Origin of the sequence: Flavobacterium sp. AJR (assembly GCF_002156885.1) — a bacterium.
GTDB lineage: Bacteria > Bacteroidota > Bacteroidia > Flavobacteriales > Flavobacteriaceae > Flavobacterium.
Window position 1 is genome coordinate 1 of record NZ_NCWQ01000084.1, and the last position, 16,758, is coordinate 16,758.

General features: G+C 32.4%; 15 protein-coding genes. 6 read left to right on the forward strand and 9 right to left on the reverse strand.

Going from position 1 to position 16,758, the window contains the following annotated elements:
• Positions 1-3,446 (reverse strand): choice-of-anchor L domain-containing protein (locus B8T70_RS19315; RefSeq protein ID WP_123912131.1); only part of this gene is annotated, 3,446 nt, incomplete at its 3' end.
• Between the two features lie 381 nt (positions 3,447-3,827).
• Between B8T70_RS19315 and B8T70_RS19320 the strand changes: the two genes are divergently transcribed.
• Complete coding sequence (locus tag B8T70_RS19320; protein ID WP_086895903.1) at positions 3,828-6,776, forward strand: ATP-binding protein; 2,949 nt, start codon at positions 3,828-3,830, stop codon at positions 6,774-6,776.
• 38 nt (positions 6,777-6,814) lie between these two features.
• On the opposite strand, the gene B8T70_RS19325 is transcribed toward B8T70_RS19320, so the two are convergent.
• The 4 genes from B8T70_RS19325 to B8T70_RS19335 all read right to left on the reverse strand — a co-directional run bounded on the left by B8T70_RS19325 (position 6,815) and on the right by B8T70_RS19335 (position 9,386).
• Positions 6,815-7,447 (reverse strand): response regulator transcription factor, encoded by a 633-nt coding sequence (locus tag B8T70_RS19325; RefSeq protein ID WP_086895904.1) that lies wholly within the window; start codon positions 7,445-7,447, stop codon positions 6,815-6,817.
• Positions 7,448-7,576: 129 nt separating this feature from the next.
• Positions 7,577-8,680, reverse strand: a complete 1,104-nt coding sequence (locus B8T70_RS19330) for a lipase family protein (protein ID WP_086895905.1) — start codon at positions 8,678-8,680, stop codon at positions 7,577-7,579.
• A 305-nt stretch (positions 8,681-8,985) separates the two neighbouring features.
• Positions 8,986-9,162 (reverse strand): hypothetical protein, encoded by a 177-nt coding sequence (locus B8T70_RS23965; protein ID WP_165572124.1) that lies wholly within the window; start codon positions 9,160-9,162, stop codon positions 8,986-8,988.
• 8 nt (positions 9,163-9,170) lie between these two features.
• Complete coding sequence (locus tag B8T70_RS19335; RefSeq protein WP_039115590.1) at positions 9,171-9,386, reverse strand: hypothetical protein; 216 nt, start codon at positions 9,384-9,386, stop codon at positions 9,171-9,173.
• Positions 9,387-9,567: 181 nt separating this feature from the next.
• On the opposite strand from B8T70_RS19335, the gene B8T70_RS19340 reads away from it, so the two are divergent.
• On the forward strand, positions 9,568-10,074 hold the full coding sequence (locus B8T70_RS19340) for a GNAT family N-acetyltransferase (protein ID WP_086895906.1): 507 nt from the start codon (positions 9,568-9,570) through the stop codon (positions 10,072-10,074).
• A gap of 20 nt (positions 10,075-10,094) precedes the next feature.
• Here B8T70_RS19340 and B8T70_RS19345 read toward each other — a convergent pair whose 3' ends face one another.
• Together B8T70_RS19345 and B8T70_RS19350 are read right to left on the reverse strand one after the other, a co-directional pair.
• Entirely contained in the window at positions 10,095-10,484 is a 390-nt protein-coding gene (locus tag B8T70_RS19345; protein WP_039115592.1) for a hypothetical protein, read from the reverse strand.
• A gap of 215 nt (positions 10,485-10,699) precedes the next feature.
• Positions 10,700-11,047 (reverse strand): helix-turn-helix domain-containing protein, encoded by a 348-nt coding sequence (locus B8T70_RS19350; RefSeq protein ID WP_039119547.1) that lies wholly within the window; start codon positions 11,045-11,047, stop codon positions 10,700-10,702.
• Between the two features lie 152 nt (positions 11,048-11,199).
• Here B8T70_RS19350 and B8T70_RS19355 point away from each other — a divergent pair, with 152 nt between their 5' ends.
• The 3 genes from B8T70_RS19355 to B8T70_RS19365 all read left to right on the forward strand — a co-directional run bounded on the left by B8T70_RS19355 (position 11,200) and on the right by B8T70_RS19365 (position 13,235).
• Positions 11,200-12,003 (forward strand): DNA alkylation repair protein, encoded by an 804-nt coding sequence (locus B8T70_RS19355; protein ID WP_086895907.1) that lies wholly within the window; start codon positions 11,200-11,202, stop codon positions 12,001-12,003.
• 215 nt (positions 12,004-12,218) lie between these two features.
• Positions 12,219-12,599: a hypothetical protein gene (locus tag B8T70_RS19360; protein ID WP_052250127.1), complete on the forward strand. Its 381-nt coding sequence runs from the start codon at positions 12,219-12,221 to the stop codon at positions 12,597-12,599.
• Between the two features lie 33 nt (positions 12,600-12,632).
• Positions 12,633-13,235, forward strand: a complete 603-nt coding sequence (locus tag B8T70_RS19365; RefSeq protein WP_086895908.1) for a DNA-3-methyladenine glycosylase — start codon at positions 12,633-12,635, stop codon at positions 13,233-13,235.
• Between the two features lie 578 nt (positions 13,236-13,813).
• Here the strand turns inward: B8T70_RS19365 and B8T70_RS19370 are convergent.
• Positions 13,814-14,569 carry a 4-hydroxy-tetrahydrodipicolinate reductase gene (locus tag B8T70_RS19370; protein ID WP_039115599.1) on the reverse strand — a complete coding sequence of 252 codons (756 nt, stop codon included), beginning with the start codon at positions 14,567-14,569 and terminating at the stop codon, positions 13,814-13,816.
• A gap of 239 nt (positions 14,570-14,808) precedes the next feature.
• Here B8T70_RS19370 and B8T70_RS19375 point away from each other — a divergent pair, with 239 nt between their 5' ends.
• Positions 14,809-15,186 (forward strand): YdeI family protein, encoded by a 378-nt coding sequence (locus B8T70_RS19375; protein ID WP_086895909.1) that lies wholly within the window; start codon positions 14,809-14,811, stop codon positions 15,184-15,186.
• Between the two features lie 78 nt (positions 15,187-15,264).
• Here B8T70_RS19375 and gldM read toward each other — a convergent pair.
• Positions 15,265-16,758 (reverse strand): gliding motility protein GldM (gene gldM, locus B8T70_RS19380; protein WP_086895910.1); only part of this gene is annotated, 1,494 nt, incomplete at its 5' end.

A 16,758-nucleotide genomic window follows, 5' to 3' on the forward strand; every position in this document is an offset into this window, starting at 1 on the left:
ATAGCTTCGATTAATGGTGGACTTACCACAACTACTGAAGTTACTTCATCACAATTTGTCGGATTGGTTACTTCGCATATTTTGTACGTTACATCATAGTTTCCTGCTGGGGTATTTGGAGATATGGTTACAGTTCCGTCAGGATTTAGTGTGAGTCCTGTTGGTACTGTTACTGGCGTTAGTTTTACTTCGCCTGGATTCGTTCCGATAACTACATCTACTCCGTTTAATTTATCGTTTGATGTTAATGGTGGCGTTTTTCCTCCTGTGTTTCCATTTATTGGAGAAGTGGTTTCTGTAATAGCACAAATAACATAATCAATAGTAATATTACTAGATGGAAGAGAAATACATCCTGCATCACTTGTTACGGTGAAACTATAACTATTTCCTTGTACTAAACCTGTTACAGTTGTAGTTGTTGTATTTCCAGAAATATTTCCAGGATTTATAGTCCAATTACCTGATGGTAAGCCATTCAAAACTATACTACCTGTTGAAATTGAACAAGTTGGTTTTGTTAAAGTTCCTAATCTTGGCTGTGCTGGAGTGGTGTTTACATTTACTACTACGGCAGTTCTTGCACTTTCACATCCGTCAATGGTTTGGCTTGCATAATACGTTCCTGATGTTAAAACATCTGTTACTGAATATAATGTTCCGTTTGTGCTTGCCGAATACCATTGGATGGCTGTTCCTGTAGCTTGTAAATCGCCTACTTTTTTAGCTTCCGCTGAACAGAAAGTTTGCGTTGTAGCGGTTGGCTCTGCTGGTGTTGGAGTTATTTTTACCACTACAGCAGTTCTGGCACTTTCGCATCCATCAATTGTCTGACTTGCATAATACGTTCCTGATGCTAAAACATCTGTTACTGAATATAAAGTTCCGTTTGTTGCTGCGGAATACCAATGAATCGCTGCTCCTGTAGCTTGTAAATCGCCTACTTTTTTAGCTTCGGCTGAACAGAATGTCTGCGTTGTTGCGGTTGGTTCTGCTGGGGTAGGAGTTATTTTTACTACTACAGCAGTTCTTGCACTTTCACATCCGTCAATTGTTTGGCTTGCATAATACGTTCCTGATGCTAAAACATCTGTTACTGAATATAATGTTCCGTTTGTTGCTGCAGAATACCATTGAATAGCTGTTCCTGTAGCTTGTAAATCGGCTACTTTTTTAGCTTCGGCTGAACAAAATGTTTGCGTTGTTGCAGTTGGTTCTGCAGGTGTAGGAGTTATTTTTACCACTACGGCAGTTCTGGCACTTTCACATCCATCAATTGTCTGACTTGCATAATACGTTCCTGATGCTAAAATATCTGTTACTGAATATAATGTTCCGTTTGTTGCTGCGGAATACCATTGAATAGCTGTTCCTGTAGCTTGTAAATCGCCTACTTTTTTAGCTTCTGCTGAACAAAATGTTTGCGTTGTTGCTGTTGGTTCTGCTGGAGCATTTTTTGGAGCAGCAATTCCACTACCCGAATTGGTACATCCATTTACAGTAGTAGTAACTGTATAAGTTCCTGCCGTATTTACTATAATACTAGATGTTGTTTCGCCATTACTCCACAATAAAGTACCAGCAGCTGTAGTCGATAATTTTGATGTACCATCACAATTATCTTCAACTTTTACAACTGGTGCTACTGGGGCAGAATTAATCGTTACAGCCACCGCTGTTCTCGTACTTTCATTTCCGTTTATAGTCTGACTTGCATAATAGGTTCTCGTTCCTAATACATGAGTTGCATCATATAGAATCCCACCTGTTAAACTATCGTACCATTTTATTTCATTACCTGTAGCAGGCAAATCAGTTATTATTTTTAAGTCAGCAGAACAAAATGTTTGTGCACTAGCTGTTGGTGGTTTCGTTTTTACAGTAACAGTAATTGTAGCTTCATTAGATGTAAAACCATCATTATCATTTACAACATAATTCAAACTAGCTACTCCACTAAAAGTTGTCAAAGGTGTAAATGTTACAATTCCTGAAGCATCAACTGTATATGTTCCTTCATCTGCTACTGTAAACGTGGCCTGAATACCTGGCGTAAGAGGATCCAGATCTACTGTTGCAACATTTATAGTTCCATCAGGATCAGTATCATTTGTTGTTACGGCAATAGTAACTGCTGTGCCACCAATAGTATTTCCTGAATCATTATTAGCTACTGGTGGTTTTACTGGCTCACTAGAGCTTTCGTTATTTAAAGGATCTGGATCTTCTTCATTTCCTGTAATTTTAGCAATATTATTATAATCTCCCTTGGCTTTAAGAATTCCCTTTACGGTAAGAGTAGCATTTCCTCTATTGGCAAGTACGCCAATATTCCAAATTCCAGTAACTGGATCATAAGTTCCTGCCGATGGAGTTGCGCTTACAAAAGTATATCCCGAAGGCAATAAATCGTTTACCTTAACTCCTGTTGCACCATATGGTCCCGCATTACTAGCTGTAATAAGAAAAGTAGCTTCATCGCCTACTTTTTTAGGAGTACCTACTACTTCTTTTTTTACCGATAAATCGGCACCATAACTAGCCGTAATTACATCCACAAATACACCTGAATCATATTGAGAATCTCCAACATCTGCAATTGCTATTTTAAAATTATAGGTTGCTCCTGGAGTTAGTTGTGTAAGATCATAAGATATTCTTTTTGTCAATCCATTGTATTCTACAAATACGGGCCTAGGTCCAATTCCATTATTAAGAGCGCCAGTATTACTATGTCCATTATTTATGTAATAATCAGTCTGAAATCTATCGGTTATAGGTGTGCCTGTATTATCCTTAGAAGCTCCAAGTACTCCTCCATTTACCGAATTAACAGAAATTTCTCTGTTGCTCGATGGCAGTTTTGCGATATTTTGTGTCCCTGTAACTCCAGGTCCTGAAATAAAAAATCCAAAAACATCATTATATCTACTTCCAACATAATCAGGATACTCTTCTGATCCGAACTGAAAAAAGATACGAATAGCAGTCATTTTAGGATCTAGAGTTACCTTGAAGGTATATACAACTGCATCATTATTTGCTGAGGCATCAAGAGTTGCTAAATCCGGATCAATCGTTGAAGATCCCATTGCATTATTACTCACCCCTAAAGCTGTATTTCTAGTACTTAAATCCGCAGTAGCAAGTCCTGTAGAAAATAAAATACCTTTATCAATTCCTAAACCAGCAGGTGTACCTCCCGAGAAAATAGCAATTTGCTTAGCTCTATCTCCTTTTACTAATGTGGGAACGCTCAAAATAACACCACTACCATTTAATCTGTTTAATATTGTTGTATCATTAGGGCCTGCACTATGTGTGGTCTGGACTTGTGAGTAGCCTGTGTTTCCAAATATAAACAGAAACAAGAAACAGACTAGAAATCGATTCAGAGCCCCCTCTTTATTTGGCATTAATAATTTAAAATAAGTAAAGTTCCTCATATAATAATTGTTATTAAAATTCTAAAAAATAGTATTCAGAGATATTTATTAATCTCTAAATATTGTAACTATTGAAATCAAACTATTTGGTATTCTATTCTGGTGGTTGCTTTAATCGAAATTTGCAGTTTTTAATCAATGCTTTTAATTGATAAACAACTACTTCCATATTAGAGTAATCCAGATGCGAATTTCTTTCTAATCATTAAGAAGCCATGTAGAGAATACAGAATTGTACTGTAGAATTAATTCTACAGATAAAGGCTCCTGCTTTTTCGTAATATTGAACGGTAAATTTTCAAGGTATTTAAATGCCTTTCTCTAAGAAATATCCCAATAATCATTAAAGATTTTAATAATTTAATAGCATTATTTCTGACATTGTTTTTTGTCAATTTTCTTTATTCTCAGATAGATAATAAAGACTATACTCTTATTTGGTATTCTGCAGACAATAATATACTTCCTCAAAACAGTGTAAAATCCATAATAAAAGATAATAATGGTTTTATATGGATGGCTACCGAAAATGGATTAGTAAGATATGATGGAAATCAATTTAAGACATTTAATACCGAAAATGTAGCAGGAATGACTACTAACAGGATGAGTCTTTTTCGAGGAAATGCACTTAAAGACAATATCTATTTACTCAATGATCTTGCCGACTATATCCGGATAAAAAACAATACTGCTTCTATAATTCCTAAAAATAAAATTCCTAAGCAATTTAAAATCAGTAATGCTCTTTATAAAAAAAGACGGTTTTATAACAACAAAATTCATAGAACTGATAACAAATATTTTACACTCTCAAAAAAGTATATTGGTCTGTATCAAGATGAAAACAAACTATTGTGGCAGGTTAAATATGCTTATGATGAGTATCAAAACTTTTTCATACTAAACAATATTATTTACAACTATGATGGAGAAAAATTCATAAAATTCGAGAATGGAAAAATTAATCCTATAAAGATAGATGGGCTAAAAACAAATAATTTTTCTATTATCATAAACAATGTTTCTCAACAAACATTTTTTATCGTTGAAGGCAATTTTTACATCCTTGAAAAAAAACATAAAAGACTTGGACTTCGTTTGCTTTTAAAGAACTATGATATTTCAAAAAGAAATATAGTATCAGCATATTATGACCTAGATGATCGAATTTTATATATCGGAAGTAGCACTGATGGGTTACTTGTGGTTAAGGAAAAACTTTTTTTGGCCATTCCTGGAAAAAATAAGGATGGAGTATATTACGCGCAAGTTCCATATCAGGATAATAAATTCTTGGCCACATCGGGAGAAATTTTCACAACAGATGGGCAATCATTAAGTAATCCTTTATTTAAAGTTCTAAATGATAATTATAGCCTGATGTTTGATAAAATGGGAAATATCTGGACTAAGGCTAATAATATTGTATACTGTTTTCATAAAAAAAGCAATTTTATTACCTATAACAAATGGAGTTTTGAGGATAGGGTTACACAAATTTTCCAGATGAATAGCGGGGAAATAATAGTAGGAATGAGCGTTGGAGGTTCTCCAAATGGAAAATTATACACATTAGGAGGTACAAAAGATAAACCTCATTTTAATTTTTATATGAATGTTCCTTTTAATGTAACCTATATGCTTCAGATAAAAGATAATATTATCTGGACAGGATCACATTTGGGATTTCATCAAATTCATTTTAAAGAGAAAAAAATTGAAAATGTAAAGGAGACAGAAAACAATTATGTGAGAAGTGTATATATTGGTAAACCCGATGAAATATGGATAACAACTTATGGAAATGGTTTTTATCTATACAATCAATTTACTAAAAAAACCACCTCTTTTCCTGTAGATAAAAACAAGTATCTACTCACTTCTCATTGTATTATAGAAGATAAAAACGGATATTTTTGGATTACTACCAATAAAGGATTGTTTCAGGTTTCTAAAAAAAATCTACTGGATTATTCCAACAAAAAAATAAAAAATATTTATTATCAATATTATGATAAGTCCGATGGTTTTGCAACCAATGAATTTAATGGCGGATGCCAGCCATGCGGATTATTATTAAAGAATAATTACGTAACATTCCCATCAATGAAAGGAAATGTGGTATTTGATTCTAAAAAAGTAAAAAGACTTTTACCTAAAGGAGATATTTATTTTGAGCAAGCAGAAGTCAACAACTCAAATGTTACTATTAAAAATGACACTCTTAACTTAAATCATGATTTTGAACGACTTAGGCTTTTTATAAATAGTCCTTATTATGGAAATTCAAATAACTTAAATATAGAAACCAAAGTCGAAGGTCCGATATCTCAAAAATGGGAATCGATAATCGATAATAATATTTACTTTACGACTTTACCGCACGGAACTTATCATCTGACAGCCAGAAAAATGACCGGACATGATTCTGAATACCGATACAAAACACTAACTATAATAATCGCTCCGGCATTTTATCAAACCATTTGGTTTAACGTATTGATTTTTATTTTAGCCTTTACTACTCTATATTATGTTGTAAAATTAAGACTGAAATATGTTCGATTGAAAAACATTCATTTAGAAAAAAAAATAGCCGAACAAACTTTTCAACTCCGTAATACAATTACAACATTAAAGGATACAACCGAAAATTTACGTGAACAAATCACAAATCACAAAAAACTTATAGGAACAATTACACACGATATAAAAAGTCCATTGCGTTTTTTGGCAATGACTGCAAAACACATTTATCAAAACCCAAATGATTCAGAAGCTGTTCAGGATGGTATAAAATCATTACATACTTCATCTTTCCAACTCTATAATTTTGTAAATAATATATTAGAATATACCAAAGTATCTAAACACGAAAATTTATCCAGTACGTATTGTTTATATGATCTGATCGAAGAAAAAATAAAAATTTTCCTGACCATTGCCTCTTCCAAAAAAATCGTAATTGAAAACCTCATTGATGCGAACCAAACCATCAGCAATAATCGATTATTATTTTCAATCGTTGTACATAATCTTCTGGACAATGCAATAAAAAATACTCCATCAGGAAAAATTACTTTAGTCTCAGGAATAATGGATAACAAGCTTTTCTTTGCTATTAAAGATACTGGAAGCGGAATGTCTGGCGATATTGTAAACCTTTACAATAAACAGGATATAAAATTAACGCAAACCCAAGAAAAACCTGGAATGGGGCTACAAATTGTGACCGAACTTTTGGAGATTATGAAAGCTAAAATGAAGATTGAGAGTACTATAAATATCGGTACAAAAATTACAATTCTGTTTTTGAATACCAAATAAATCTAGTTTATGAGTTATAAGAAAGACTAGATTTTTGTCTAGTTTTTATAGATTTTTAAAATTTCGACTAGTCTAACAACATTGTTGATCCCTAGTTTTTCAAAGATTCTATTTTTAAAAGTACTTACTGTTGTCATCTGGATATTCAACTTATTCGATATTTCGAGATTCCCTTCTCCATTAACAAGAAGTTCGGCAACTTCAATCTCTCTATCCGAAAGGATTTCTAATGGATTTATTGGTGTTTTATTTAGGGCATTTTGAAGAATTTTCTCTTTTACAACATCACTAATATATTTTCCGGTTTCTATAACAGAGCGAACAGCTTTAATAATTTCCTCGTCACTGCTGTCTTTATTTAAAAAACCATTGGCACCAGCATGAATATAACGCAAAGCATATTGCGTTTCATCATAAGCAGAAAACATCAAGATCAATAAATTAGGGTGATTTTGCTTGATTTTTTCAACCATTTTAGTGCTATTCCCTCCAGGAAGGTTAATATCTAAAAAAATCAAGTCTTGTTTCTGGCGTAGTTTGCTTATAACTTCTTCAAAACTATCTGCATGAGTAATGTTAATACTTCGGAAAGCTTCTTTTAATAATAAAGAAATTCCGTGCCGTACTACACTATGGTCATCTGCTAATAATATATTGAAGTCTTTTTTCATAGAAAATTTTACAGCTCAAAATTACAATTATTTGCCTGAACTAAAAACATTTATGATAAATCAATGCTATTAAATCACAATTTTAACACCTATAAAAGTTATTTTTATAATAAGATAAGACCAAATACTCTATTCCAACTGATCCAGAAGGTATAAGTAAGGTGGAAAAGAATGATGAATCATTAAATCCTTACTATTATTTGGGAATTTTTCATAATACACCGCATCATCTTGTTTAGGATAAAGTACAATAGTAGTACTTGTACGCACATAATTATTACTGTTATAAAAAGGTGGTGGTACAAACTCAGGCAAAAACTCTTTTACTCTCTTAGCCATTTCTTTACCTAACAACTTTTGATACGTTTTTACCGTTTTACGTGATGGGCTCGTTGCTTTATCATAAACCATGTTTAAAAGCATTCTTTTAAAGAAGTTTTGGTTCTTAATGGTTTCTTCTACTAAGGCAATTGGACTTACTATAGGTAAATCTTCAGGCATTTCTACAGAAAATGGTGTTTGAGGAACCCAATCTGCAGCACTTACAACATTATATGCCCAACCGTTTTGAGTTTTACGCTCATAATCATATGCAAAATATAAATTACCGGGTTTAGGAGCTGCACTACAATAGGTTTTAAAACGAATATCGGCTGGTATAATACCTTTGCTTTGCAAATTATAAAAATGTGCTGTAAGCAAATAGCTAATTCCTCCGCCTTGGCTATGTCCCATGATTATGAAATTCTTAATCCCTGTTTTATAACAAGAATCTATTTTTGGGAGCATTTCTTTAGAAAGAAAAGCAGTACTTAAAAGATATCCCGTATGAACAGCTGCATCTTTATTAGTAGATAATTCATATTTAAAAGTATCTGTATTAGAAATTTTTAATTCTCCCATTGCCGGAGTCATTGCTGCATAAAGATTTGCAAGCCAACTTTCTCCTTTTTCGGTAGTTCCTCTTGTACACAATACTGCAGTTTTACCATCTTTAAGCCATAACTCCCACTGATTGTCCAGCCCTATTGATTTGCTTTGATACACCAATTTTGAATGTTCTGGCAGCGGAATATCCTTTGCTTTCTCTGGAGATTCTGTCGATCGAGTGGCGATATAAACTAACTCACGATATTCTGCCTTATCAAATCCGGGTTTTAAATCTTGCGCAATGCTATGTGTAAAAGAAAACAAAAAGCAGAAAACAACTAAAGGTGATTTTAAAAATTTCATAAAGACCAAGGTGCTAATTTATTAGTAATAACGATTTTGATTAGAAATTGAAAATTAGCATAATTACCTCTGTTAATCTAAACTAAGACTTTATATAAAACATTCGATATAATTATGACTACTTATTTATTTGAGAACTAATCTTACAATAAATATAAACATTATTTTGGTAGTACTTCCTGATTTTTATTCCCATAAGCATCAAAAACACACTTGTTGCATACGGAGTAAAGAGGATAATTACAGATCAAATCCATCTTTTAGACGATAATCTTTTGGTCTTTAAATCTATATTCGTTTTTATATTAATGATATAAAAACTTGTACAATCGGTACGAGAATAAAAGCATTCCTATGACAACAAAAAACCACCAGTATTTTTTCATCGAAGTATAACTCTCATTCTTTGAGTTCTTAATTGCAAATCCCATAACAATACTGATTAAAGGAATTATTAGCCTAACTATTTCTTCTATACCCATTTTTAATTTTAATTAATTGACTTAAATAAACATACTATTGCGCCTATTACAAAACCTATAATAATTACCCAACTATTAAAATTCTGAAGGTTTGTTTGTGGTTTTGAATACAAATCAGGATTTTTATTTCCATCTCTGCCTTCTAATGACCATTTGTTTAACTTATAATAGGCAATAGCACCAATTATAAATAAAAAGCAATACACTAAAAATCTATAATTCATAAATATAATACTGTCTTTCTTTATTGAAGTTTGCGAATATATGTATTTTAATTTTATCGAATAAAGATAGCTGGAATGTTGCGAAAAAAGTAAAAACAAAACTAAAACAAACAATTATATTAACATTTCATCCATCTAAATAATATGTTTTTTTTACTTTTGATACATACAAAAAAATAATATGTCAAATTTATATCAAACTCCTAGAATAATTATTCGTGAGTTCTTGCCAGAAGAGCAACAAACGTTTTTAGATCTGTTTAAAGACGACGAAGTGACTCAATATTTACCTCAAGTTTCCCCTGAGAGATATGAGGAAATGTTTAGTGAACTTCTTGAAAATTATCAGAAAGGAAACCTAAGCCGATGGGCTATTTTTGATACTACAAATAATAATTTTATAGGTATGTGTGTTGCCCGTGTTTTTGTACACAACACCAATCAAATAGAAATAGGATATGTACTTAGTAAAGAATACTGGGGAAAAGGAATTGCTACAGAAGTATGTAAAGGTTTAACCCAATATTGCTTTACAAATACTGATATAAATGAGGTAGTTGCTATAACAGATCTTAACAATAGCGGATCCCAAAATGTATTACAGAAAGTAGGATTTGAGCGATTAGATAACATAATAAGAGATGACGAAGAAATAGCTTATTTTGTAACAAAAAGACCTTTGGTTTAATTAAAAACACTACTTACACGCTAGTAAATAGAGATTTTGCGTAAAATACTAGTAGAACATTTTAAGCTTTTCAGTAACATTTTTTGGTGTATCGCCAGCATAATATCCCTATTGATGTGAATCGTAGGGCTATTTTTATCACTTATTGGTATTTGAGAAACTGTAAAGTAAAAATACTTTTCTAAATTAGTTTTTAGATAAGCAAACAATTTAGGTTGCTCATTATCAAATTCAAGAATAAAAGAGCGCTCATTAATTGCCAGAATATCCAAAACTTTGGTATTAACCAATACGCATAGTAAATATTCTTTGGCCTCAGCATAATCTGTAAAATCATTTTCGCAATCGATGGTATCAAATGAGAAATGATATAGTTGTCTTTTGTGTATGGAGTCCTTTATTTTTGCCATGAGCGATTTTATCAAATTGTTCATTTGAAAGCAATAAAATGCGATTCTTTTTAATATTAATAAAATGATATAAACAAAACATAAAAAACTAAAATGAATAGTCGTTTATATTAAATTTATTCTCGAATTTAACTATGCTTAAAATTAAATCTACTTTTTTAAAGCCTAGTACTTTTTGCATCAAGAAATGTTTCATTTTAAAATTTGGAACACGTTTACTCAATATGAAACTCTTCTTCAGGAATCATTAATTTACCCCAATCGTTTAACATCCACAGAATATCCACCAACTTCTCCCCTAGTTCGGTGAGCGAATACTCTACTCTTGGCGGAAGTTCATTAAATGAAACTTTAGTTAAGATACCATCTTGTTCCATTTCTTTTAACTGTTGGTTCAAAACTCTTCTATCGACCTTGGCAATTCCACGCAAAAATTCACTTGGGCGCTTTTTACCTTCATTAATTTGCCAAACAATCGGAATTTTCCATTTACCACTGATAGAATTAACTGCTACTTCCAACGGACAAATTTTGTTTTCTATGTTTCTTTCCTTTGTTTTCATAATAGTGACTTTTTTACCCCTATGTGACAATAATATGCGTTATTGCACATATGAACTTTCTTTTAAACCTTTGTAAAATTAATAAACATTTTAGCAAAGCAAATGAGAAACCGTGCAAATGCATGTTTATTTAAACAATAGATAAAATCAGGATGCCAGATATAAAACGAAAAGGCTCACGCTCAACAAAAGACATACCCAAAGATATTTTGGAGAAATTAAATAAAGGAGAAATCGAAACCGCTAATTTAGTCGAATGGCTCGCAATTGATCAAAAACTACTCCTTAAGAACTTTCTTGAGCAGAATAATCGTTTAAGGTATTTAGAGCCAATCAATACTACAATTGACGCGTTAAAGAAACAAACTGTCAATACTATTAATGAAGCCATTGGAACAAGTCTTTTTAAATTAGCAAAATCAGAAGATGATACAGAACTATTTTCAATACTATCAAAGCATAAATCGGATTTAATTAGATGTTGGGCAACCTATACAATTGGAAAAAATACCGAGCTATCAATTGAAGAAATGTTGGAACAGATTCAGTTTTTTTCTGCCGATAAACATTTTGGCGTTAGAGAGATTTGCTGGTTAGCCGTAAGACAAACAATTGCCCAGAATCTAACCGAAAGTTTGGGAATCCTAGCTAAATGGGCAAAACACGCAGACGAAAACGTAAGACGATTTGCCAGTGAAGCCACAAGGCCAAGAGGCGTTTGGTGCGAACATATCGAAGAATTAAAGCAAAATCCTGATTTAGGTTTAATCATTTTGGAACCTCTAAAATCGGATAAATCAAAATATGTACAAGATAGTGTTGGCAACTGGCTAAATGATGCTAGCAAAACCAAACCAGAATTTGTAATTAGTATTTGCGAAAATTGGAAGAACATAAGTCCCACAAAAGAAACTGTTTATATAATAAAAAAGGCACTTCGTACAATCGAAAAGTGATCTATGCCAGAAAAAGTATTCAGTCTCAGTTTCGGTTTTCAGTCTCTGTTTTCAGTCTCTGTTTTCAGTCTCTGTTTTCAGTCACAATTTCTTAGTCTCTTAGTACCTCAGAACCTTTGTCCCTTTGCCCCTTTGAACCTCAGAACCTTTGCGCCTTTGAACCTTTAAAAAAAACACTTATATTAGCATTAAACAAACCAAGTAATTTATAAATAATGCTAGATGTTATCAAGAAACTAAAATTTAAGGATAAAGGAACAGTTATTAATGCTCCAAAAGTAATAGAAGATGAGTTTATTCAGCTTGGCATGAAAACTACTTTTGATAAAAAAACAAAAAGTACAAACACCCTAATTTTCATCAATAATAACGAAGAGTTTTTAAATTACCTTAAAAATGATTTAGAAAACGTAGAATCTGATAGTGTCTTATGGTTTGCGTACCCGAAAGGAACTTCTAAAATTAAAACTGACATAAATAGAGATACGATTCATGTTACTGGTAAAGAATTTGGATTAAAGACAGTAACGGCTATTTCTATAAACGATACTTGGAGCGCATTACGTTTTAGACCTGTCGATAAAGTTGGTACCTAATATTTCTTATTTTCTAAATTTAATACCTCAACAATGTCACATCCCTATATATCACATCTTTCGAAAGATTCTGCATTCCAAAAAATTCTTGAAAATGCAGAACATCGTGAACTTAAAACAAACACTAATCTTGCTCAGTTTTTATATACATCAATTATTAATCAGCAATTATCTGCCAAAGTTGGTGATGTTTTTTTAAAACGTTTTCTGGATATATACGACGGGCTAGAGCCTAATTCTTCTCAAATTCTTGAAACTCCAGATGAAATATTGCAAGCAATAGGTTTATCAAAACCAAAAGTTAGCTATATAAAAAATGTAGCAAAATTTGATGCCGATTTTGGATTAGAATACAACAAATTTATCGAAATGACCGATCAGGAAATTATCGATTTGGTAACTTCTATTAAAGGTATAGGCAAATGGTCAGCCCAAAACTTACTTATGTTTGCCTTAGGACGCGAAGATGTTTTTTCGGCCGATGATTTAATTATTCGTAACAAAATGGCAATCTTGTTTGATCTCGATAAAACCGATAAGAAAAAATTTAATGAAGACATTATTCGTCTCTCGAAACCATGGAGTCCATACAGAACATTTGCATGTCTACATTTATGGAGGTGGAAAGATTTTTGAGGAACATTTTAAGGAAAAGAGGTTCATAGATGCAAAGGGACAAAGGTTCTAATCACAATCTTGTCACCCTGAGGAACGAAGGGTCTTATTAAGTAGCTCGACAAAGATTATGGAGTTTCTTGATAAGATTGCTTCGCCAGTTCGCTATCGCTCGTGTCTTCGTTCCTCAGAATGACAATATTGGAGAGATACTTTGCGTATCCCGTCCCGACGCATCGGGATCGGGATTGCATCCTTAATCGTTATTTTTTTGCCACAGATTAAAAGATTTTTGATTAATGATTTTTGATTAACGATTTTTGATTTCAGATGTGTGAAACAGCGTAAAATATAAAATCTCTTAACTTAATGACATTGAGCATCGGGACTAGAGAAAATCTGTGTTTAATCCGTGTTTTCGCTTTAGCGAATCTGTGTCATCCGCGTTCCCTTTTAGACAATCTTTGTCGAAAATACATGGCTTAAAAATCACAATACAACCACAATATTGGGGAGAAACTTTGCGAACTTTGCGTAGCCCTTTGCACCCTTTGCGGTTAATTCCAGTAAATTAAAACCTTTACAATTATTCTTTAACCCTATTTATCAAGTTGAAAGTAAGGTGCTAAAATATCCTCAAAATTATACAATCCGATACCTTTATTTTCTATGTTTTCGGCAACAAAAATAACTCCAGTTCCAAATGCTTCCCTCGAAATCGATTCGTGAATAAGTCGAACTGTTTGGTAAGGAAACCCGAATATTACTTCATGCTTTCCTACGATACCTCCTGCCCTAACTGAATTTATGCTTTCTTTCTCGACATCTAGAGCTTCTGCAATTTTTATAGCGGTGCCAGATGTTCCTTCTTTTAACTTAAAATGTTCTTCATTAACCTCAATATCAACCCAAGGTGCAATTTTTTTCAAAAATTTAGCTGCAAATAACAAATAGTTAACTCCAAGAGTAATATTTGGAGACCAAAACACTGTTGTTTTAATCGCTAATTCTTTTAAAAATTTTAATTCTTTATCTTTATAATGAGATATCGCCGATATAATTTTAATGCCTCTTTGGGCAGCAGCTTCACCATAAGTATGAATTCCTAAACTTGAAGAAAAATCAATTATAATATCGACAGGATGTTTGTCTAAAAGCTCTTTAATTGTTGTTTTGGAACTAGAATATATTAATCCTGGTTCATCTGAAGGAACACCAAAAAACTCTGGTACTGATCGATGTTCTAAAACTGTACTTTGTCTTAATACCCATTCTAAACAAAAATTTTTATTTTCAAGTAATACTGAAGCAACTGACTTTCCTGTTTTTCCAAATCCTATTAATCCTATTTTCATATTTTATAATTTAAATGGTTTCCAACTTATTTCAAGTTTAAAATTTTAATTTTACAAGTAAACAAATTGATTATTAATACTATTTAAGTAAAAATAGGTTAAAAAAAATTAATCGAAATTATACGATAACAGCAATATATTACAATATACCAATATGATAATTCATACAAACTGCTAACATACTGCTGTCATAAGATCATCTTAACTTTGTTAATAGAAATCATAAATTATGGAAACTTATGGAAACTAAAGATGGAAAACTAGCAATCTATGCTATTACAAGAGCTGAATGGCGAAATTGGCTGAAAGAAAATAGTCAAGTCGAAAAATCTGTTTGGTTAATTTTATACCACAAAAAAAGCACTACACAAAGTGTTAATCTTAATGATGCAACCGAAGAAGCATTATGTTATGGTTGGATAGATAGTTTATGCAAAAAACGGGATTCCGAAAGTTTTTATTTGACATTCTCTCCCCGAAACCCCAAAAAAAACAAATGGAGTAAACCCAATAGAGAACGAGCAGAACGACTGATAGAACAGGGCTTAATGACCGAACACGGACAAAAGCTAATTGATATTGCAAAAGATAACGGTAAATGGGATGAAGCCTTATAACATTACAACTTTAGCAAAAAAAACCTGCTCAATTAAATGAACAGGTTTAAATCTATTTTAAAAAAGTAAATACTTTATTTATTGTATTTCAAAAATTACTGGAGCGGTTCTGGATACTTGATAGTTTCCTCCTCCAACAAGTCTAGTTTTAATTTCCGAAATCGTAGCTTGATCTCCTCTACCTGCTTTAGATAATGCAGCTTTACATTGCGCATTTAATTTATCACCAGAAACTACAACTGTAGCTTGTCCCGGAATTTTAAAATTAAATCCAACAACATCTAATCCTACTTCAAAATCAAAGTCTACCAATTTAGCTCCAATTGTAACTACTTCCAGATTCGATTTAGGCCCTTTTACAATACCCATTTCTCCTCTAATAGTTCCAACTGGGGCAGGAATACCTTTAATTCTAAAAGTTCTCTTATCAGAAACTGTAGAACCGTTTGGTAATGTACCTGTAACAGTAATTGTAGTTTCTGTGCCTGTACCCGGACTCATATTATATTTTCCTGGTCTACCAGCAGAAGATAATCCTGGAGCACTTGCTACAACTTTATTATCAGCAACACCTGCAAATGATACCGAGATTGGGTTAACAACTCCTCTATAAACTACATTCATTTTATCTGCAGAAATAGTTGCAGAGTTTGGTTTTGGTACTACAACATATTTACCTTCAAATTTAAGTGGAATTGTTTTTCCATCTTCTAAGAAAGTAAATTGCCCGTTAATACTTTGTTCTCCTACTCCACCAGCAGTCATAGAAATAACAGCTTGTCCGTTTACAATTTTTCCTGGACCAGAGAATGAAGTTGGTATTGTATTTTCGTCATAACGACCTAAAACAACTTTACCTGTAACCGTTTCTCCCTGAAAGTAAGCGTTTTTATCAAGAACTACAATTGCTTTATAATTGTTATAAGAGTTAGTCGTCATTGCTGCCTCTCCTAAAGCTGCACTGTAAACATCTGATTCCGTTTTTTGAACATCACTTTGCCAAGCAGATAATTTTGCAACCGATGCAACTGCAGGGAAATTTTTAAAATGGTACGATAAAAATTTATCTTTTAAACCTTCTTTATTTTTAACGTCTGATGTATCAAATTTGCTATCAATCTCAGCTACAATTGCTTTGTATTTTTTGTCACTTAGTACCGCTTTCATATCAGCTTTGTACTTATTAATTTTTGCAACAATCTCATTTCCTTTTGCAGTATAACCTTCTCCAACAAACCAATTATCAGTATTATCACCTTTCTCCATATCCTCATAAGGTAATTTTCCTGTTGCTGCATCTTTATCAAATCCTTTTACAACATCTGTCTTTAATGTATTTATATAATTGTAAAAATCTTTAGATATAGCTTCCACTTTATGAGCTGTTTGAGCCGCCAGAGCAAATTCTCCTTTTGCCTCTTCTGCTTTAGTATCTAATGAAGCTAACTTTTGTGCATTGCTCATATTTGAAGATGCATTGGCACTTTCAAATTTCTCATTCATTAAGCCAAAAGCAGACAATACTTCTTTTGACATATTCATTGCTAACATTGCGATAAAAACCAGATACAT